13 protein-coding genes and 3 pseudogenes are annotated in these 18,949 nt (G+C 70.6%); 8 read left to right on the top strand and 8 right to left on the bottom strand.

Going from position 1 to position 18,949, the window contains the following annotated elements:
• Positions 1 to 25: 25 nt before the first annotated feature.
• Positions 26 to 2,176 (top strand): S8 family serine peptidase, encoded by a 2,151-nt coding sequence (locus ABT154_RS33890; protein WP_502969431.1) that lies wholly within the window; start codon positions 26 to 28, stop codon positions 2,174 to 2,176.
• Positions 2,177 to 2,343: 167 nt separating this feature from the next.
• Complete coding sequence (locus ABT154_RS03300; protein ID WP_351852229.1) at positions 2,344 to 5,145, top strand: helix-turn-helix transcriptional regulator; 2,802 nt, start codon at positions 2,344 to 2,346, stop codon at positions 5,143 to 5,145.
• A gap of 85 nt (positions 5,146 to 5,230) precedes the next feature.
• Here ABT154_RS03300 and ABT154_RS03295 read toward each other — a convergent pair.
• The 3 pseudogenes from ABT154_RS03295 to ABT154_RS03285 form a co-directional block, all read right to left on the bottom strand.
• A pseudogene (locus ABT154_RS03295) lies at positions 5,231 to 6,682 on the bottom strand (relaxase/mobilization nuclease domain-containing protein); the annotation flags it as partial.
• 2 nt (positions 6,683 to 6,684) lie between these two features.
• Positions 6,685 to 7,172: pseudogene (locus ABT154_RS03290) on the bottom strand (hypothetical protein); the annotation flags it as partial.
• 315 nt (positions 7,173 to 7,487) lie between these two features.
• Positions 7,488 to 8,656: pseudogene (locus ABT154_RS03285) on the bottom strand (DUF3631 domain-containing protein).
• 501 nt (positions 8,657 to 9,157) lie between these two features.
• On the opposite strand from ABT154_RS03285, the gene ABT154_RS03280 reads away from it, so the two are divergent.
• Positions 9,158 to 9,625, top strand: coding sequence for an XRE family transcriptional regulator (locus ABT154_RS03280; protein WP_502969430.1), 468 nt, complete (start codon positions 9,158 to 9,160; stop codon positions 9,623 to 9,625).
• Between the two features lie 24 nt (positions 9,626 to 9,649).
• Complete coding sequence (locus tag ABT154_RS03275) at positions 9,650 to 10,804, top strand: tyrosine-type recombinase/integrase (protein WP_351852227.1); 1,155 nt, start codon at positions 9,650 to 9,652, stop codon at positions 10,802 to 10,804.
• A 7-nt stretch (positions 10,805 to 10,811) separates the two neighbouring features.
• Here ABT154_RS03275 and sodN read toward each other — a convergent pair whose 3' ends face one another.
• Positions 10,812 to 11,207 (bottom strand): superoxide dismutase, Ni, encoded by a 396-nt coding sequence (sodN, locus tag ABT154_RS03270; protein WP_030320908.1) that lies wholly within the window; start codon positions 11,205 to 11,207, stop codon positions 10,812 to 10,814.
• A 162-nt stretch (positions 11,208 to 11,369) separates the two neighbouring features.
• Between sodN and sodX the strand changes: the two genes are divergently transcribed.
• Complete coding sequence (gene sodX / locus ABT154_RS03265; RefSeq protein ID WP_351852224.1) at positions 11,370 to 11,804, top strand: nickel-type superoxide dismutase maturation protease; 435 nt, start codon at positions 11,370 to 11,372, stop codon at positions 11,802 to 11,804.
• On the opposite strand, the gene ABT154_RS03260 is transcribed toward sodX, so the two are convergent.
• Positions 11,708 to 12,337 carry a CGNR zinc finger domain-containing protein gene (locus ABT154_RS03260; RefSeq protein WP_351852221.1) on the bottom strand — a complete coding sequence of 210 codons (630 nt, stop codon included), beginning with the start codon at positions 12,335 to 12,337 and terminating at the stop codon, positions 11,708 to 11,710. The two genes, sodX and ABT154_RS03260, sit on opposite strands and share 97 nt — an antisense overlap.
• Before the next feature lie 94 nt (positions 12,338 to 12,431).
• Between ABT154_RS03260 and ABT154_RS03255 the strand changes: the two genes are divergently transcribed.
• Positions 12,432 to 13,181 (top strand): class I SAM-dependent methyltransferase, encoded by a 750-nt coding sequence (locus ABT154_RS03255; protein ID WP_351852218.1) that lies wholly within the window; start codon positions 12,432 to 12,434, stop codon positions 13,179 to 13,181.
• 86 nt (positions 13,182 to 13,267) lie between these two features.
• Here the strand turns inward: ABT154_RS03255 and ABT154_RS03250 are convergent, their stop codons facing one another.
• From ABT154_RS03250 to ABT154_RS03240, 3 genes are read right to left on the bottom strand one after another with little or no spacing between them, the layout of a single operon-like run.
• A complete protein-coding gene (locus tag ABT154_RS03250; protein ID WP_351852216.1) occupies positions 13,268 to 14,035 on the bottom strand; it encodes an amino acid ABC transporter ATP-binding protein in 768 nt (255 codons plus the stop codon).
• Positions 14,032 to 14,982 carry an amino acid ABC transporter permease gene (locus tag ABT154_RS03245; protein ID WP_351852214.1) on the bottom strand — a complete coding sequence of 317 codons (951 nt, stop codon included), beginning with the start codon at positions 14,980 to 14,982 and terminating at the stop codon, positions 14,032 to 14,034. Before ABT154_RS03245 ends, ABT154_RS03250 begins: the two co-directional genes overlap by 4 nt.
• 29 nt (positions 14,983 to 15,011) lie before the next feature.
• Positions 15,012 to 15,974, bottom strand: coding sequence for an ABC transporter substrate-binding protein (locus tag ABT154_RS03240; protein WP_351852212.1), 963 nt, complete (start codon positions 15,972 to 15,974; stop codon positions 15,012 to 15,014).
• A 539-nt stretch (positions 15,975 to 16,513) separates the two neighbouring features.
• On the opposite strand from ABT154_RS03240, the gene ABT154_RS03235 reads away from it, so the two are divergent.
• Both ABT154_RS03235 and ABT154_RS03230 read left to right on the top strand, forming a co-directional pair.
• Entirely contained in the window at positions 16,514 to 17,722 is a 1,209-nt protein-coding gene (locus ABT154_RS03235) for an NAD(P)-dependent malic enzyme (protein ID WP_332436174.1), read from the top strand.
• A 224-nt stretch (positions 17,723 to 17,946) separates the two neighbouring features.
• Positions 17,947 to 18,912 carry a zinc-binding dehydrogenase gene (locus tag ABT154_RS03230; protein ID WP_351852210.1) on the top strand — a complete coding sequence of 322 codons (966 nt, stop codon included), beginning with the start codon at positions 17,947 to 17,949 and terminating at the stop codon, positions 18,910 to 18,912.
• Positions 18,913 to 18,949 lie beyond the last annotated feature (37 nt).

Below are 18,949 nucleotides of genomic sequence, written 5' to 3'. Positions count from 1 at the left end.
CGCCCTCGCGGTGACGACGGTCGGTGTGGCATCACTGGCGTCGGCGGCCCCAGTCGACCCGGCGCCACGCAGCACCATCGCGATCCAGGGCCTCGACGCGCCCGAGCGCATCGCCGACAGCTACATCGTGACTCTCAAGGACGGCCAGAGCCCGGCGTCCAGCGCCGACCGCCTCGCGAAGAAGCACAAGGGCAAGGTCAAGCACGTCTACCACGAGGCGCTCAAGGGCTTCTCCGTCAACATGAGCGAGGACGACGCTCGCGCGCTGGCCGCCGACCCAGCCGTCGCCCGGGTCGAGGTCAACCAGATCATCAGCCTGATCGAGCCCGGCGCGTCGGCGCAGGGCAACGGCCGGGGCCCCAAGCCCAAGCCGACCCCGACGCCGACGCCGACGCCGACGCCGACGGACCCGACGCCGACGCCGACGGACCCGACGCCGACGCCGACGGACCCGACGCCGACCCCGACGGACCCGACGCCGACCCCGACGGACCCGACCCCGACGGACCCGGGCACGGGCCCTGGCCCCGGCGATGTCCAGGTCGACCCGCCGTCCTGGGGTCTGGACCGGATCGACCAGACCGGCCTGCCGCTGGACTCCTCATACACGTACCCGGCCTTGGCCTCCAACGTCCACGCCTACATCGTCGACACGGGCATCCGGACCACCCACACCGACTTCGGCGGCCGGGCCACCTGGGGCATCAACACCTCCGGTGACGGAGTCGAATCCGACTGCAACGGTCATGGCACCCACGTCGCCGGCACCACCGGCGGCGGCAAGTACGGTGTCGCCAAGGGCGTGCAGCTCGTTGCCGTCAAGGTGCTCAACTGCTCGGGCAGCGGCACGACCGCGGGTGTCGTCGCGGGTATCGACTGGGTGACCACCAACGCGGTCAAGCCCGCCGTGGCCAACATGAGCCTGGGCGGTTCGTTCAGCGTGGCCATGAACGACGCCGTGGCCCGGTCGACGGCCGCAGGCATCACCTACGCGGTCGCGGCCGGCAACAGCAACGTCGATGCCTGCAACAGCTCGCCCGCCTCCGAGCCCTCGGTGATCACCGTCGGCGCCACGACCTCCGCGTTGGACACGCGCGCGTCCTACTCCAACTTCGGTCCCTGCCTGGACATCTTCGCGCCCGGCAGCACCATCACCTCGGCCTGGAACACCGACGACACGGCCACCAGCACCATCAACGGCACCTCGATGGCGTCCCCCCACGTCGCGGGTGACGCTGCCCTGATCGTCGCGCAGAACCCCACCTGGACGCCGCAGCAGGTCCGGGACGCGATGATCAACGAGGCCACCACCGGCGCCGTCAACCAGCCCGGACTCGGCTCGCCCAACAAGCTGCTGCACACGACGGCCTCCAACGTCGCCAACGACTTCTCGCTGTCGCTGGGGTCCTCCTCGGGCGCCGTGACCGTCGGCCAGTCCGTCACCACCGACATCACGACCGCCGTCACGCGGGGTGTGGCCGAGAGCATCACGCTCACGGCCCTGGGCACGCCGGCGAACGCCACAGTGACGTTCAGCCCCGCGTCGGTCACCGCGGGCGGCACCTCGACCATGACCATCGCCACCACACCCGAGACCCCCAACGGCACCTACGAGATCCGGGTCATCGCCACTACTCCCTCCACCAGGCGCGCCGCCTCCTACACGCTCGTCGTGAGCGGCGGCCCCTGCGAGAGCGGGCAGAAGCTGGCCAACCCCGGTTTCGAGGAGGGCGCCACTGGCTGGACGGCCAGCCCCGTGTCCCTGATCACCAACGACACGACGACCTACACCCCCCACACGGGCCAGTGGTACGCGTCGCTCAACGGCCGTGGCACCACGGGCATGGACAGGTTCTCCCAGAACGTCCGCATCCCCGCGGGCTGCGGGCCCGCCACGCTCAACTACTCGCTGCGCGTGGCCAGCAAGGAGGGCAACACCCGCGCCTGGGACTTCCTCCGGGTCCAGGTCTGGTCCGTTGACGGGACGCTGCTCGGCACCCTGAAGACGCACACCAACATCGAGCAGTCGGCCGGCTACGTCCGGCACAGCGCCGACCTGTCAGCGTTCGCGGACCGGACCGTGATGATCCGCTTCGTCGGCACCGAGGACTCCAGCCTCCCGACCTTCTTCCTGCTCGACGACATCACGGTGGACGTCGCGGACTTCCAGCCGTAGGCCGGATCAGTCAGGGGCGTTTGAGTCCCTGACGGCCTCCCCAGCGTCCGGTGCCCGCGTCCGCGGGCACCGGACGCTTCGCGTTCACCGACCATTGCACCCCCCACCACCAGTGGTTATGGTCATCCGGCAGACCTGCTGACGCCGGAACCAAGAGGGCGGGCCATATGACTGAACACGCCCTGCACTCGCTCAACGGCCCCGCGGGCGGGCCGTTTCTCATCGGCAGGACGGAGCTGCTGGTATCTGTCGAGGCGCGCGTAGCAGCCGGACACCGGGTGCTTCTCACCGGTCCGAGCGGCATCGGCAAGAGCGCCGTACTCGATGCCCTGGCCGTGGCGGCCTGCCATGCGGGCGGTCGGGTGCTTCAGGTCATCGGTGCCGAGCACGACAGATGGATGGCCGGCACGGCACTGGCCGATCTGCTGCGGCAGATCCCCCACCGCTTCGTCCGCCAGATCCCGGAACGGCTGCGGGCGGCGGTGGACGCCACAGCACTGCGGGTGCACGACGGCGCGTCCCGGGGCGGCCCGGAGCCGCGCGAGAGCCGGCTGGCGTGGCAAGCGCTGCTCGAATGCCTCGCTGCCGAGGAGCCGGTGCTGCTGCTCCTCGACAACGCCCAGTGGATCGATACGACTTCCTCCGACATCCTCGCCTACGCCACCCGCCGTGTGACGGGTGACCGGTTCCGCGTGGTCGCCGCCGCCCGCCCCGGGCCGCGGGTCCTCCCGGACGCCGAGGAGATTCCCGTACCGCCACTCACCCCCACGGAGTCGGCAGAACTCCTGGCGGAGTACGCGCTGCCCGAGCGCGTCGTCAACAAGCTGCACGCCGATTCCGGAGGCAACCCGTTCCTGGCGTTGGCGCTCGCCGGAGCCTTCGGCGACCGGCCCCCGGGGGGCCGTCGCCCGGTGCCGCTGCCGCCCTTGCTGCACCGGCTGATCGCCGACCGGCTCGGCGTACTGCCCACGCAGGCCCGGGCCACCGTCCTGACGGCCGCCCTGGCCGGCCGGCCCACCGTCGAACTGCTGCGCAGGGCAGGGCGCGAACACGCCGATGTCGTGGCCGCCGCCGCGGCGGGGCTGCTCGTGAATGACGGCGGCGCAATCCGCTTCACCCCGCCGACCGCCGTCGGCGTCGTGGCGGACTTGGCGTCGGCGGCCGAACGGGCGCGCGCCCATCTCACCCTGGCCGCCGTCGTCACCGACGCCGCCAGCCGCGTCCGGCACCGGGCTCTTGCCTCGTCGAGCCCCTTCGCCGCCCTCACCCGCTCGCTGGTGACCGCTGCCGAGACCGCCTGCCGCAACGGGGCCCGGGCACTGGGGGCCGAGCTCTACCTGCTGGCCGCCGACCGCACCCCGGCCGACCGCGACGCGGAACGACTGGAGTGGCTGGTCTGCGCTGCCGAGGTGGGAGCCGCCGGCGCCCTTCCGGACATCGTCCACCGCGCTGCGGACGCCGTACTGGGCGCCGACGCGCAACCCTCCCAGCGGGTCCGGGTCCGGCAGGCGCTGATCGACCTCTCCGGCCAGGCCCTCGCGGAGATGGACGAGGTGTTCGCCGGGGCCCTCGTGGACGCCGGGGACGACCCGGCGCTGCTGGCTCCGGTGCGTTTGCGTCTGTCATGGACGGCGATGGTCAAGGGCAAGCACGAGGCCAGTGGCGTGGAGGCCGCGTCCGCCGCGGAGCTGGCCCGTACGGCCGGGGACGCCACGACCGAGGCGATCGCCCTGACGATGAAGGCCATCGCCGCCCGTGTCACCGGCCGCCCCGCCGAGTCCGAACAGGCGCTCGCCGCCGCCCTCGCGTTGCCGGACGTGGCGCCCCCCGGGCTTCTGCACGTGACGCCGCGGTTCAACGCGGCCCGTTTCGCGTTCTTCGAGGACCGGCTCTTCGAGGCCCGCACCGACCTGCTGCGCATGCTCGCCCATGCCGAACGCGGTCTGGACGACGAGCTGGTGGTGGTCCTGCGCTCGGTGGCGGAGGTCTCGGCCCGGATGGGGCGGTGCAGCGAAGCCTTCGATTTCGCCGACCGCGCGGTACGCGTCGTACGGGAACTCGGCACGAGCCCGGGGCCCGCCTGGTACACGCGCGCGGTGGCCGAACTCGCCGGAGGCTGCCTGGAACGCGCCACGGCCTTCGCTGAGCAGTCCGTCCGGGCTTCGCAACAGGAGCAGGACACCATCTTCCTGGGCCGCGGCCTGCATGTGCTCGGACAGGCGCTGATGCGCTCGGGTGACGTCCCGGGCGGCGTGGCGATGCTGGAGCGCGTGCGCGACGCGGAGCGCGCGCACGGGATGCAGGCCCCCGTGCTCCTGCGCTGGCATGCCGATCTCGCTACCGGACTGGCCCGCCTGGGCAGGATGCGGGAGGCATCGGAGCTGATCGCCGACACCCACACCGAACTGACCCGGAACGTCCCCGATCCGTCCGCCTGCGCCGTGACCTTTCAACTGCACCGGGCACAGGCCGTGCTGCGGGCGTCCGGCGGCGACCTGGACGACGCGATCACCCTGCTGGACGAGGCTGAGCACGGCTTCTCGGTGCTCGGGCAGCCGCTGGAGCAGGGGGAGTGCCTGCTCGTCAGAAGCGCGATCGAGCGCCGTAGACGACGTTCCGCGCCCGCCCGGCAGGCCGCCTCCGCAGCGCTGACGCTGTTTACCGGCTGCGACGCCCGGCCCTGGCGGCAGGAGGCGGCCGATGCCCTCGAACGCTGCGACACCGGCCGCCCGGACGAGTCACGCGCCGACGACCAGGCCGCACCGGGGCGTCGGCTCTTCGAGTCCCTTACTCCCACGGAGGAGCAGATCGCGGTGCTTGTGGGTGAGGGCGCCACCAACCGCGAGGTGGCGGTGCGCATGTTCCTGAGTGCCAAGACCGTCGAGTACCACCTGACCCGCGTGTACCGCAAACTCGGCGTCCGCTCCCGCACCCAGCTCGGCTCACTGCTGCACGCGGCGCGTGAGTGAGAGTGCCGTGCTCCGGTCCCCGGATGCAACGGCTGCGAAGTGCCTGAGCCCCGGACTGGCCGGGAGGCAGAGCTCCGGCGCGGGGTCAGCGGTGCCGACCGTGCGCTCCGGGCCTCGTGGCCACTGCCATGGCCGGAGGGTGTGGCGTGGCCGACACGGGCGAGGCGCCCCTGACGGAGCTTCGCCTGCGAGCCGCTTGGGCCTGCCGGTTCGGCTGAGCCGTGATGCGCCAGTTGAGGACCTCGGCCGGGCGCTCCGCGCTGTCGAGTTCCCGCTGGGTGCCCAGCTCGGCCAGGAGGCGGCGGGGGTTGTGGCCGGCGGTCTCGGCGTGGGCGAGGGTGGTGGTCAGGGCGGTCCAAGTGGGGTCGGCGAGGATGCGGTCGGCGTGGTCGGGGAGGGCCGCGCGCACGTCCTGTTCGTAGCGGCGGGCGGTTGCGTCTCGTGGTGCGAGGCGGGCCAGGTCAGCCAAGACGGGTGCGGCGGCCTGCTGGTAGCCCGCCTGGAGGTGGCGGAGGGCTTCTTCGGCTGCGGCGGCCTGTTGTTCGTGGCCGCGCTGTTCGTGCCAGTTGGCGGCGGCGCGGGCCAGGTGCATGGTGGCGAAGAGCAGGGCGATGGCGAGCCCGCCCGGCTCGTTGGAGGCGTAGGCGAGTTCCTTTGCGGCCTTGCGCAGGGCGGTGGCGGCCTGGTGGTCGGCGCGGGTGGCGGAGCGACGGGCTCGGTTGAACGCCATCGTCGCCGCTCGTAGTTCCGCCCGGTGAGGGCCGGTCGTGGCGCTGGCGATGTTGTACAGGGCATCGCCGAAGGCGGCCAGGTGGCCCTGGGCGGCGGCATCGTCATCGGAGGCGAGGACGGTGCGTGCGGTGTGGATGGCGGTGGTGGTGTGGCGCCATGGGTCGGCGGGGTCCGCCACGTACCGCGGGTGGTCGGCCACCTTCTGGTCGGGGAGGCGTTCGCGTAGGCGGTTGATGGAGAGGTCGGGGGCGAGTTTCGAGCCGCCGTACCAGATGGGTTCGTCGGCCGCGTTGGTGTCGCCAGGTGCGGCGAGGCTGTAGCCGATCACGTCGCCGGTCTCGGGGCCGAGGCGTGTCTTGACCTTGATGCCGAGGGACTGCAGCACGGTGAAGTAGTCGGCTTCGTTGCGTACGGTGGCGGCGACCGCGTACGCCTGCTCGCGCAGCCAGTGCCGTGCCGTGACCGTCTGGCCCTGGCGCTCGGCCTTGGCGCGTTCGGCGCCGGTGGGAGTGCGGGGCGCGGTGAGGTCGCCGGACTTCAGGCGGCGCAGGCCGAACTCGGCCTCGATCTTGCGGCACTTGGCTTGGGCCCGCTGTCCGTCGTGGTGGATGCGCGGGCGGCGCCCGTCGGCGCGGACGGTGGTGGCCATGATGTGGATGTGGTCGTCGGCGTGGCGCACGGCGATCCAGCGGCACGCCTTCTCGTCGCCTTCGGGGGCGATGCCGGTGGCGTGCACAATCCGGCAGGCGACCTCAGCCCACTCAGCGTCGGTGAGGTAGCGGTCGCTGGGCGCAGTACGGACCGGACCTCCAGCACGGCCTCGGCGCGCTCGGGCACGGGATGGCTGCGGTGATCTGGTTGAGGTTGCCGCCGATGCGGTTCAGCGCCACCGTGTGCGCCTCGACGGCCTCGATCAGCGGGCGGACCGGGTCGTCCTCCGGGCTGCCGACCAGCCCTGTCTTGCCGAGGGCGACGGCGAGGGCGGCGTCGCCGACGAATCCGGCGAACTTCTGACCGCGCTGGTGAGCGGCGGCGCTGATCACGCTTACAGCGGTCCGGGTGAAGCGGATGGTCTTCTCCTGGTCGCGCTTCTCCACCGTGCGCTTGCGGTTCATCAGCGCGGGCAGGACGGGGGCATCGAGATCCCGCCAGGAGGGCTGCTCGACAGGCGGTGGGACGTCGGCCGGCGGCTGAGTGCTCGGGGCGACGGCGTCGGGTGCGGGCGGGCAGCTGGTCTCGGCTACACCCTCCTCCGGCTCGGGCGCCCCCTGGCGCTCGGCCTTCTCCTCCGCCACCCCTGGGGCGTGGGCACGCGCGGACGAAGCCTCGTTATAGGCTCGTTCGCTCCAGCTTGCTGCTGATCGGCGGGTCAGGCCGAAGAATCCCCTGCGTCGGCGGGCGGGGGCGTTGTCGGTGCTCGTTTCGGGCATGGCGGTGCTCCGGTGGTCGTGTGGGGTGGGGCTTCGTCACGTCCGTCGCATCCGTCCCGTCGCTGGTCAGGACAGGTACGGAGGCGGTCTCAGGTACGGGGTGATCCGTATCGGCGAGGAACTCCGTCCCCGCGCTGACCTGCGCGGGGACGGATGCGACGGATTGATACGGAGCTGGTGTCAGCGCGTGGGCCTGGGGCCGGCAGGCCCGCCGGGCAGGCCGATGGGCAGCGCCCCGGACGGAGGGGAGGGCGGCTTGCCTGGGACTCGACGTACGGGCGCGGTCTTCTCTGCTGCGGGTGCCGGCTGGGCAGGGTCGGGGCAGTAGCGGGCCCAGGCGTCGAGGAACTGGTTGCGGGCGTACGCCTTGGCCTGCCTGCCGTTCTCGAAACGGTGGTTGGCCGGGCTGATGCCGAAGTCGCGCGGCAGGTTGGCCAGGTGGTAGGCGTTCAGGCCCTTGGTGCCGTACTCGGCCCAGGGTGCCTCGGCGTCCTGGACCAGGGCGGCGAGCAGGTCGTGGCTGCGCAGCGCCTCCGTGTCGCCCTGGTGCTCGAAGACTCGGCGGATGTCCCGGAGCAGCCGGGTCTTCAGCGTCGTCTGCTCGTCCTGGACCACCTCGTTCCTGGTCATCGCCAGGCAGGCGGCACGGGCTTGGACGGGCCAGTGGCCGCCGGCCAGGTCGGCGACGATCACCAGCGGCTCCCACGTATCGGCGGCGCGGTCCTCGACCGGCATCGGTGGCACCAGTCGGTGCGCTGTCCCGCGCAGCGGGGTCAGCCACGCGGCCAGCCGGTCCCGCAGCGCGTTCAGTTCCGGGACGGAGTGCCGGGAGCGGAAAGGGAGAGACCTTCTCGCCGGACCTGCGCTTCTGCATGCGGAGAACGACGGCCCGGTCCGTGATCGTGTCCGGCAGGTCGCCGATGCCCGCCAGCGCCGCCATGGCGAAGGTCGGGAACGCGGTCGGCTTGTGCTCCGGACCGGAGATCCGCCAGGCGGGCCGGTTGCGCTGGTGTCCGGCGTTCAGCAGGCCACGAAGGTCCTCCTTGTCGCCGGCCTTGGGGCCGAAGATGGTGTCGGCCTCGTCCACCAGCAGCGTCGGCGGGTCCTCGCCGATGATCCGGAAGACCACCGCCGGCGAGGTGTTCACCGTCATCATCGGCTTGTGTACGGTCTCGTGGAGCACGTCCAGGACCCGGGATTTGCCGCAGCCCTTGGTCGGTCCCACCACCGCCAGGCGCCCGCGCGTGCTGGAGGGCGGGCTGGATGTGGGAGGCCGCAACCCACAGCGTGACCGCCGTCAGGGCCTCGTCGCTCGGCAGTACGACGTAGCGGCCGATCGCGGCGCGCAGCTCGTCCAGTACGGCGGCCCCGTCCTGGTCCTCGTCCGCCTTGAGGCTGGCACGCTCGCGGTCCCCAGTCCCCGGTCCGGGTTCCGGGGCCGTCCCCGCAGCACCGTGGTCAACCCGGACCGACGGTCCGGGTTCGACACTCGAATGACCGGAACTCTCCGTCCGCCCCTCAGTTTCCGGACCGGGTCCATGGTCCGGGTTCCCGGTCCGGTCGGTCAGGCCGCTGAGCCGCGCGTCTTCCGTCGGCCCGGGTTCCTGGTCCGGGTTGGCCGGAACTCCGGTCCGGGTTCCGGTCGCGGACCGGTCCGGTTCCGGGCCGACCGGACCAGCGGCACGGTCCGCTTGTCCGCCGGTCCCCGGAGAGACGGACCGGCCGTCCGCTCGGTCCGGACCGTGCCACGGGATGCCTTGGCCGGGGACCGCGGGGGTGGGCCAGACGACCTTGTGGGATGTGTTCGAGGTGGCGGGGGACGTAGAGTCCTCCATCGACGTTCCTCTCAGGTGAGGGACGGGACGGGCAAGGTCCCGCCTCTCACCGGTTCGTTCGTTCAGGGATGGGCGACGTACAGCACGACCGAGCTGGCGGATCGGGTGACCGGAGCCGGCGTCAAGATGAACCAGACAGCGGTCTGGCGTATCGAGAACGGCACCCCCCGTCGGCGCATCAACCTCGACGAGGCCCTCGCCTTCACCCGCGTCTTCGAGCTCCCTCTCGAAGAGCTGATGTCCCCGCCCCTGGAGGGGCTCGACATCGACAGCCGGCGCCTCGTCCAAGAGGCCGTCGAAGCGTTCTACGAGGCCCGAGACGCGCGCGACCGCCTGCACCGCGCCGTGGTCGCCATCGCCGACCACATCAAGGCCCACCCCGACAGCTCGCGGGCCATCCACGAGCAGTGCCTCCGCCTCATGGGCGACGAGCGGGACGCTCGCACCCTCAGTAACGACATCGCGGACGGCGGCCACTACTGACAACCGACACGAAGGAGAGGCCACTTGGCCAACATCCAGAAACGCCCCAACGGCAAATGGCGGGCCCGCTACCGCGACCTCGACGGCAAGGAGCACGCTCGCCACTTCGAGCGGAAGCTCGACGCCCAACGCTGGCTCGACGAGGTCACGGCCAGCATGGTCACCGGCCAGTACGTCGACCCGCGCGCCGGCCGCGTCACCTTCGAGAAGTACGCCGCGAAGTGGGAGGGCTCGCTCATCGCGAGCGAGGCGGGCGAGCGCATTACCGACAACGCGCTCCGGCTCCACCTCGTACCGGCGCTGGGCGCCCGCTCCATGGCGGCGATACACCGCAACGACATCCAGGTGCTCTTCAAACACCTCTCCGACCAGCTCGGCCCCGGCAGCGTGCGGAACGTCTACGACGTCCTCGTACGCGTCATGACCGCGGCTGTGGACGACAAGGTCATCGCCTCCAGCCCGTGCCGCCGGATCACCCTCCCCGCCATGCCGGATGAGGAGGTCACCCCGCCCACGGTCGAGCAGGTCGAGGCGATGGCGCGGGTGATGCCGCCGTACATCTGTGCGGCGATCGTCACCCTTGCCGGATCAGGGCTGCGCATCGGTGAACTGCTAGGCCTCAAGGTGTCGGACGTCGACTTCAAGGGCGGCACCATCCGGGTCGACCGGCAGCGGCTTCAGTCCGGGAAGATCGGCCCGCCGAAGACCGCCAAGTCCCGGCGTACAGTCCCCGTCGGCGAGGTCGTTACTGACGCGCTCCTCGCGCATCTCGCCGCACGTCCGTCCAGGGAGTGGCTGTTCACGATGGAGGAGGGTGAGCCGCTCAACTATCGGTGCTGGAAGACCGAGTGGAATGGCGCCCGCAAGGCGCTCCAGGCGGCCGAGAACGAAGTCGCCGAGCGCGAGGGCCGTAAGGCCGTCGAGCTGCCGCACATGGTGACCCACGACCTGCGGCACTTCTACGCCTCCGCGCTCATCGCCGGAGGCGCGAGCGTCAAGCAGGTGCAGCTCGTCCTCGGGCACGCGTCCGCCGTCATCACCTTGCGGATCTACGCGCACCTCTGGCCCGGGGAAGAAGACCGCACCCGGGCCGTCATGGACGCCGTGCTCGGCGGCCTGCGGACCGGGTGCGGACAGGTAGGCAGCCTTACCCGCGAAAGCGCAGGTCAGGCGGCCTAGGCTGAGATCAAGCCTTCTTGGTCTCCCAGAAGATACGGTCGATCTCGGCGATGAGTTCCAGCGCCTTCTCGCCCGTCTTAGGGTCCGTCGACGCCTTTGCGGCCGAGAGGGCCTTCAGAGTGTCGTTGACCAGCTGGTTGAGCTCGGGGTACTTCTCGAAGTGCGGGGCCTTGAAGTAGTCGCTCCAGAGCACCGACACGTGGTGCTTCGCGAGCTCCGCGCGCTGCTCCTTGATGACCGTGGCGCGGGCGCGGAAGTGCGCGTCCTCGTTCGCCTGGTACTTCTCCTGGACAGCCTTGACCGACTCGGCCTCGATGCGGGCCTGGGCCGGGTCGTACACGCCGCACGGGAGGTCGCAGTGGGCGCTGACCTTCACCTTGGGGGCAAACAGGCGGGAGAGCATTGAGCCGTCCTTCCTCGTGATCGTCTTCTCAGGTGGGACATTACTCGGTGAGAAGGGCGTTTTCGCGGGCGCCCCCTGGGGCTTAGGTCAAAAGTCCAGGGTCACCATGGGACTCGTGTACGAGTGGACGAGCCGACGCAGGAGTGGAGCGAGAGGTGCCGGATGACGGGATCGGGGAGTGAGCGGGTGGCGGAGGCCGGGGCTCCGTTCGGGATCGCCGAGGTGACGGGGGTGTCGATGGTGCCGACGCTGCTCCACGGCGACCAGCTGCTCGTGCGGTACGGCGGCCGGCTGCGGCCGGGGTGCGTGGCCGTGCTGCGGCATCCGCTCCAGCAGGATCTCCTCATTGTGAAGCGGCTGATCGAGCGACGCGACGGCGGCTGGTGGGTGCTGGGGGACAACCCGGACGCCGAGGGGGACAGCCGCGTCTTCGGGGCCGTACCGCCCGAGCTGGTCCTCGGGCGGGTGCGGGCACGCTACCGGCCGCTGACGCCGGGGCGTCAGCGGTCCTGGGGGGTGACGCTCTCCTGGCTGTTCTCCGCGCTCAGGCCGGTGGGGTCCGGCCGCTCGGCCTCCTGGCGCTTGCGGGCGCGGTAGGCGGCCACGTTCGCGCGGGTCGCGCAGCGGTCCGAGCAGTAGCGGCGGGAGCGGTTGGTGGAGGTGTCGAGGTAGGCGTTGCGGCAGGGCGGGGCCTGGCAGAGGCCGAGCCGGTCGGCGCCGAACTCCGTCAGGTGGAAGGCGAGCCCCATCGCCGCGATGGCCGCGTAGCCCGCGGTCGCGTTCGAGGGGTGGTCGGCGAGGTGCATGTGCCACCGGGGGCGGCCGTCCTCGTCGAGGGTGTCGTGGCCGGAGATCTGGGGGCTGACGGGAAACTCCAGGAGGAGTGAGTTCAGCAGGTCCACGGCGCCCGTGTGGTCGCCCTCGTCGGCCGCGGTGAAGATCGCCCGCAGCCGGGTGCGTACCGCGCGGAAACGGGTCACGTCGGAGTCGGTGGCCCGGCGCGCCATCTGGGTGGCGGGGCCGAAGAGTTCGCGGATCACCTCGACGGAGGTCAGGGCGTCCTTGTTGCGGGCCGGCTCCTCGGTGTTGACCAGACGCACGGCGTAATCCGAGTAATAGGCCAGTTCCACTTGTAGTCCTTACTCCGGCGGGCTAGTGTCTCGGTCGAAAGGGGTAACGGCTGTTTCCCCTTAGAGGGTATTACGAAGGCGGGGAGGAACGGCGATGACCGGAACCGACTGGGCGGGCTGGCAGCAGAGCTGGGACCGTCAGCAGGAGTGGTACATGCCGGACCGTGAGGAACGGTTCCGCGTGATGCTCGACATGGTCGAGGCCCTCGCGGGGCCGAAGCCCCGCGTCCTCGACCTCGCGTGCGGTACGGGAAGTATCACGGATCGGCTCCTCAAGAGGTTCCCGGATGCGACCAGTACCGGTGTCGACCTCGACCCCGCCCTTCTCGCCATCGCCGAGGGGTACTTCGCCGGCGACGAGCGTGTCACCTTCGTGACCGCCGACCTCAAGGACCCGTCGTGGGCCGCCCGGCTGCCCCACGACTCGTACGACGCCGTCCTCACCGCCACCGCGCTCCACTGGCTCCACAGCGGGCCCCTGACCGCGCTCTACGGTCAGGTCGCCGGCCTCGTCCGCGACGGCGGCGTCTTCATGAACGCCGACCACATGATCGACGGCACCACCCCCCGCATCAACGCCGCCGAGCGCGCCCAGCGCCACGCCGTCATGGACCGCGCGAAGGCCGGCGGCGCCCTCGACTGGGCCGAGTGGTGGGCCGCCGCCGCCCAGGACCCCGCCCTCGCCGAGCCCACCGCCCGCCGCTTCGAGATCTACGGCGAGCACGCCGACGGCGACATGCCCTCGCCGCGCTGGCACGCCGACACCCTCCTCGCCGCCGGCTTCGGCGAGGCCCGGCCGGTCTGGGCCTCGCCCTCCGACACGCTGCTCCTCGCCGTGAAGTAGCGCCGGGGACGCGGGAAGGGGCGGTACGGGAATCCCGTACCGCCCCTTCCTCCGTCGTACGCCCTACAGCGCCTGCGTCGTACGCCCTACAGCACCTTCGACAGGAATGCCTTCGTCCGGTCGTGCTGCGGGTTGCCCAGGACGTCCCGCGGGTTGCCCGACTCGACGACCACGCCGCCGTCCATGAAGACCAGCGAGTCGCCGACCTCACGGGCGAAGCCCATCTCGTGGGTGACGACGATCATCGTCATGCCCGACTCGGCGAGGTCCCGCATGACGTCGAGGACATCACCCACCAGCTCCGGGTCGAGCGCCGAGGTCGGCTCGTCGAAGAGCATCAGCTTCGGCTCCATCGCCAGCGCGCGGGCGATGGCGACTCGCTGCTGCTGGCCGCCGGAGAGCTGCGACGGGTAGTTCCCCATCTTGTCCCGCAGGCCGACCCGGTCGAGCAGGCGCTCGGCACGCTCGCGTGCCACCGCCCTGGACTCGCCCTTCACCTGGATGGGGGCCTCCATGACATTGCCCAGGGCCGTCATGTGCGGGAAGAGGTTGAAGCGCTGGAAGACCATGCCGATGTCCCGGCGCTGGACCGCGACCTCGCTGTCCTTCAGCTCGTAGAGCTTGCCGGCCTTCTCCCGGTAGCCGACCAGCTGGCCGTCGACCGAGAGACGGCCGCCGTCCACCCGCTCCAGGTGGTTGATGCAGCGCAGGAAGGTCGACTTGCCGGAGCCGGACGGGCCGACGAGGCAGAAGACCTCGCCGTTCTGCACTTCGAGGTCGATGCCACGGAGGATGTGGGCCGCGCCGTACGACTTGTGGACGCCCTCCGCCTTGACCATGGGCTGGCCGGTCATGCCGCTGCCTCCGGGGAACGCTTGAACGTGGTCAGGTTCGCCTTGATGCGCTGCAGCGGGGTGGGCGGCAGGTTACGGGTCGAACCGCGGGCGAAACGGCGCTCCAGGTAGTACTGGCCGACGCTGAACACGCTGGTCAGCGCGAGGTACCAGATGGAGGCGACGAAGAGCATCTCCATCACGGCCCCCGCCGTGTTGCCGATGTTCGAGGAGGCCCGCAGCAACTCCGTGTACTGCACGGCCGAGACCAGGGACGAGGTCTTCAACATGTTGATGAACTCGTTGCCCGTCGGCGGCACGATCACCCGCATGGCCTGCGGGAGGACGATGCGGCCCATGGTCTTCGTCTGGGACATGCCGAGCGCGTGCGCCGCCTCGGTCTGGCCCTCGTCGACCGACTGGATGCCGGCGCGGACGATCTCCGCCATGTAGGCGCCCTCGTTGAGGCCGAGGCCGAGCAGCGCCACCATGAACGGCGTCATGACGTCCACGGTCTCGTTCTTGTAGATCGGCCCCAGGTTGATGTAGTGGAAGATCAGCGACAGGTTGAACCACACCAGCAGCTGGACGTACACCGGGGTACCGCGGAAGAACCAGATGTAGAGCCATGCGACCGCACCCGTGACCGGGTTCTTGGAGAGCCGCATCACCGCGAAGAGGATGCCGAGGACCAGGCCCAGGGCCATGGACGCGACGCTGATGATGATCGTGTTCCACAGGCCGCTGATGACCGACGGGTCGAACACCTTGTCCCGCACCGTGGCCCAGATGACATCGCCCTGGGAGAAGGCGTAGATGAGCCATCCGAGGAGTACGACGACCACCACGGCACTGACCCAGCGGCCGTAGTGGCGCACGGGGATCGCCTTGATGGCCTCGTACGGGGTGCCCGAGGCGCCGGGCCCGGCCGGAGCGGCGGCCGGGTCCTTGCTGATCTTGTCAGTCATGACGACTGCCCTTCAGTGGAGCGGGGAGGTCACTTGCCGGCGTTGACGGTGGCCGACTTGACGGCGCTGTCCTCGACGTTCCACTTCTTCAGGGCCTCGGCGTAGGTGCCGTCCTTGATGATCGCGTCGAGCGCTTCCTTGACCGCGTCGCGCAGCTGGGTGTTGTCCTTCGAGACGCCGATGCCGAAGAGGCCGACGTCGCTCTGGCTGCCGACGACCTCGAAGTCGTTGCCGCCGCCCGAGGTCTTCGCGATGTACGCGGCCACCGGGTAGTCGTTCAGGTCGGCCACGGCGCCGCCGGCCTTGACGCGGGTCTGGGCCTCGGCGTCGGTGTCGAAGGCCTGGATCGTCAGCTTCTTGTCGCCGCACTTCGTGGCCTGCGCCTTGAAGGTGTCCTCGTAGATCGTGCCGCGCTGGACGGCGACGGTCTTGCCGCACAGGTCGTCGAGGGAGTTGACGCCCTGCGGGTTGCCCTTCTTGACCAGCAGGGAGACACCGGAGCTGAAGTAGTCGACGAAGTCGATGCCCTTGCCGATCTTCTTGCCGTTGTCGTCCAGGCCCTCCTGCCGCTTCTTGTTGTCCGTCATCGAGGACATGATCAGCTGCTGGCGGCCGGTGTAGATCGAGGTGATCAGGCCGTCGAAGGTGCCCGAGGTGAACTGGAACTCGACGCCGAGCTGCTTGCTCAGGGCCTGTGCGAGGTCGGGGTCGACGCCGACGATCTTGCCGCCCTCGGTGAACTCCATCGGCGCGTACGAGGCGTCGGTGCCGACCTTGATGACACCGGCCTTCTGGATGTCGGCGGGGAGCTTCGAGAAGAGCGGGGCGGCGTTCGTGGAGCCGCCCTCCTTCGTCGGGCTCGTCGATCCGCTGTCGGTCTGGTCGCCGCAGGCGGTCAGCAGGACGGAGCCGGCGACCGCGATGGCGGCGACCGCGGCAAGACGGGACGTGCGGGTCTTGGCGGTCGTACAGCGCGTGGTGCGTGCGGTCATGATCGGGTTCCTCCGGCGTGTGAGGGAGATGCCAGGTGGGGTCACGTACGCGTCTTCGAGTGTCGTGACCTCGTGTGATTACGGCATCTTGCCATTCGGACCGCCTCAAACCGACGGCCAAGGATGTCAAAATCGGGTAACGGGTGATGGCCGGATACCAACAGGCCGGTACATCAAGGCCGGACCTTCTGCGGAATGCCTTCCACGCCACCGAAGAATTTCCTGCCCGTCTCGCCATTCGGACGAGCCGAAGGCCGCCAATCGGGTGCAGAAACCATCTATGGGGACATCGGGTGACGTGTCGTTCTCCGTCCGTGTCCGGATGCGCTCGGTATGAGTCGTGTCACCGAGTGGATACGGACTCGTCTGCGGTGCCGTCCGTCCGGTAAGAAGGATCCTTACACCCCTCATCCGGGGCTCAGGGCGCGTTGTGCGGCGCGCCCGCGCGGCTGCCAGACACGGCGGCTGCGGGACCCGCCCACCGCTCCACACCAGGAGCGGCCAACCCTCAGACGAAGCAGACTTAAGGGGTCAACCCAATGGCAGCGGAGATCGTCAATCCTCGCAATGACAGTACGGAAGGGGCTCCCGAGGAGCCCTTCGATCCTGTCTTCGCCCTCCACCGGGGCGGCAAGATGGCCATCCAGGCCACCGTCCCCCTCCGGGACAAGGACGACCTGTCCCTCGCGTACACGCCCGGCGTCGCCAAGGTGTGCACCGCGATCGCCGAGCAGCCCGACCTGGTCAACGACTACACGTGGAAGTCCCAGGTCGTCGCCGTCGTGACCGACGGAACGGCCGTGCTCGGCCTCGGCGACATCGGCCCGGAGGCCTCCCTCCCGGTCATGGAGGGGAAGGCCATCCTCTTCAAGCAGTTCGGCGGCGTGGACGCGGTCCCGATCGCCCTCGCCACCACGGACACCGACGAGATCGTCGACACCGTCGTCCGGCTCGCCCCGTCCTTCGGCGGCGTGAACCTGGAGGACATCTCGGCCCCGCGGTGCTTCGAGATCGAGCGCAAGCTCCAGGAGCGCCTGGACATCCCCGTCTTCCACGACGACCAGCACGGCACCGCCATCGTCACCCTCGCCGCCCTCCGCAACGCGGCGAAGCTGACCGGGCGGACCCTCGGCGACCTGCGCGCGGTCATCTCCGGCGCCGGTGCGGCCGGTGTCGCCATCGCCAAGTTCCTGCTGGAGGCCGGCCTCGGTGACGTGGCCGTCGCCGACCGCAAGGGCATCGTCAGCAGCGACCGGGACGACCTCACGGACGTCAAGCGCGAGATCGCCGGGCTCACCAACAAGGCGGGTCTCAGCGGCTCCCTGGAGACCGCCCTCGCCGGCGCCGACGTCTTCATCGGCGTCTCCGGCGGTACGGTCCCCGAGGCGGCCGTCGCGTCCATGGCTCCGAACGCCTTCGTGTTCGCCATGGCCAACCCGAACCCCGAGGTCCACCCCGACATCGCGCACAAGTACGCGGCCGTCGTGGCGACCGGGCGTTCGGACTACCCGAACCAGATCAACAACGTCCTCGCGTTCCCCGGCATCTTCGCCGGCGCGCTCCAGGTCCGGGCCTCCCGGATCACCGAGGGCATGAAGATCGCCGCGGCCAACGCCATCGCGGACGTCGTCGGCGACCAGCTCGCCGCCGACTGCGTCATCCCGTCGCCGTTCGACGAGCGGGTCGCCCCGGCCGTCGCCGCCGCGGTCGCCGCCGCGGCCCGCGCCGAGGGCGTCGCCCGCCGCTGACGCGCCGGACGTCACTCGAGGGGCCCTGTTCCGTACGCCGGGACGGGGCCTTTCGCGTACGGGCGGGGCCTTCCACGTACGGGCCGGCGGTCCGCGCGTACGGCGGGGTCCTCGGCGTACGGGCGGGGCTCTCGCGTACGGGGAGGGCCCGGTGCTGTCCAGGCGACACGGGTCACAGCGGGGCGTGGTTCCCCGTCCGGCCGCCGCACCCTAGGGTCGGGGCCATGTTCGCTGCCTACGCCGCCCGAATCGACCGCGACCAGCCCCTGAACGGCCTCGAACTGGGCGAACGCCCCGAACCCGAGGTGCGTCCCGGCTGGACCACCGTCACCGTCAAGGCCGCCTCGCTCAACCACCACGACCTCTGGTCGCTGCGCGGGGTCGGCCTCCCCGAGGAGAAGCTCCCGATGATTCTCGGCTGCGACGCGGCCGGCATCGACGAGGACGGCAACGAGGTCGTCCTGCACTCCGTGATCGGCCAGACGGGCCACGGCGTCGGACCCGACGAGCCCCGCTCCATCCTCACCGAGCGCTACCAGGGCACCTTCGCCGAGCGGGTGACCGTGCCCCGCTGGAACGTGCTGCCCAAGCCGAAGGAGCTCTCCTTCGAGGAGGCCGCCTGCCTGCCCACCGCCTGGCTGACCGCGTACCGCATGCTCTTCACCAACGCCGGTGTGCGCCCCGGCGACTCGGTGCTCGTGCAGGGCGCGGGCGGTGGCGTCGCCACCGCGGCCATCGCCCTCGGCAAGGCCGCCGGCCTGCGGGTCTTCGCCACCAGCCGGGACGAGGCCAAGCGCAAGCGGGCCGTCGAACTCGGCGCCGTCGAGGCGTACGAGCCCGGCGCCCGGCTCCCGCGGCGGGTCGACGCGGTCATCGAGACCGTCGGCGCCGCCACCTGGTCGCACTCGGTCAAGTCGCTGCGGCCGGGCGGCACGCTCGTCATCTCCGGCGCCACGAGCGGCGACCGGCCCGCCCACGCCGAGCTGACCCGGATCTTCTTCCTGGAACTGAAGGTCGTCGGCTCGACCATGGGATCCAAGGACGAGCTGGAGGATCTGCTCTCCTTCTGCGCGACGACGGGCGTACGTCCGGTCGTCGACGAGGTGCTGCCGTTGGACCGGGCCCGCGAGGGCTTCCGGAAGATGGCCTCCGGCGAACTCTTCGGAAAGATCGTGCTGACGACGTCTTGATGACTCGTCAGTAGAACTGATGGGATCTCCCGCACCG

It is taken from the genome of Streptomyces sp. NPDC001728 (assembly GCF_040297565.1).
In the GTDB taxonomy this organism is placed as follows: domain Bacteria; phylum Actinomycetota; class Actinomycetes; order Streptomycetales; family Streptomycetaceae; genus Streptomyces.
This window is presented reverse-complemented; position numbering and strand designations above follow the sequence as displayed.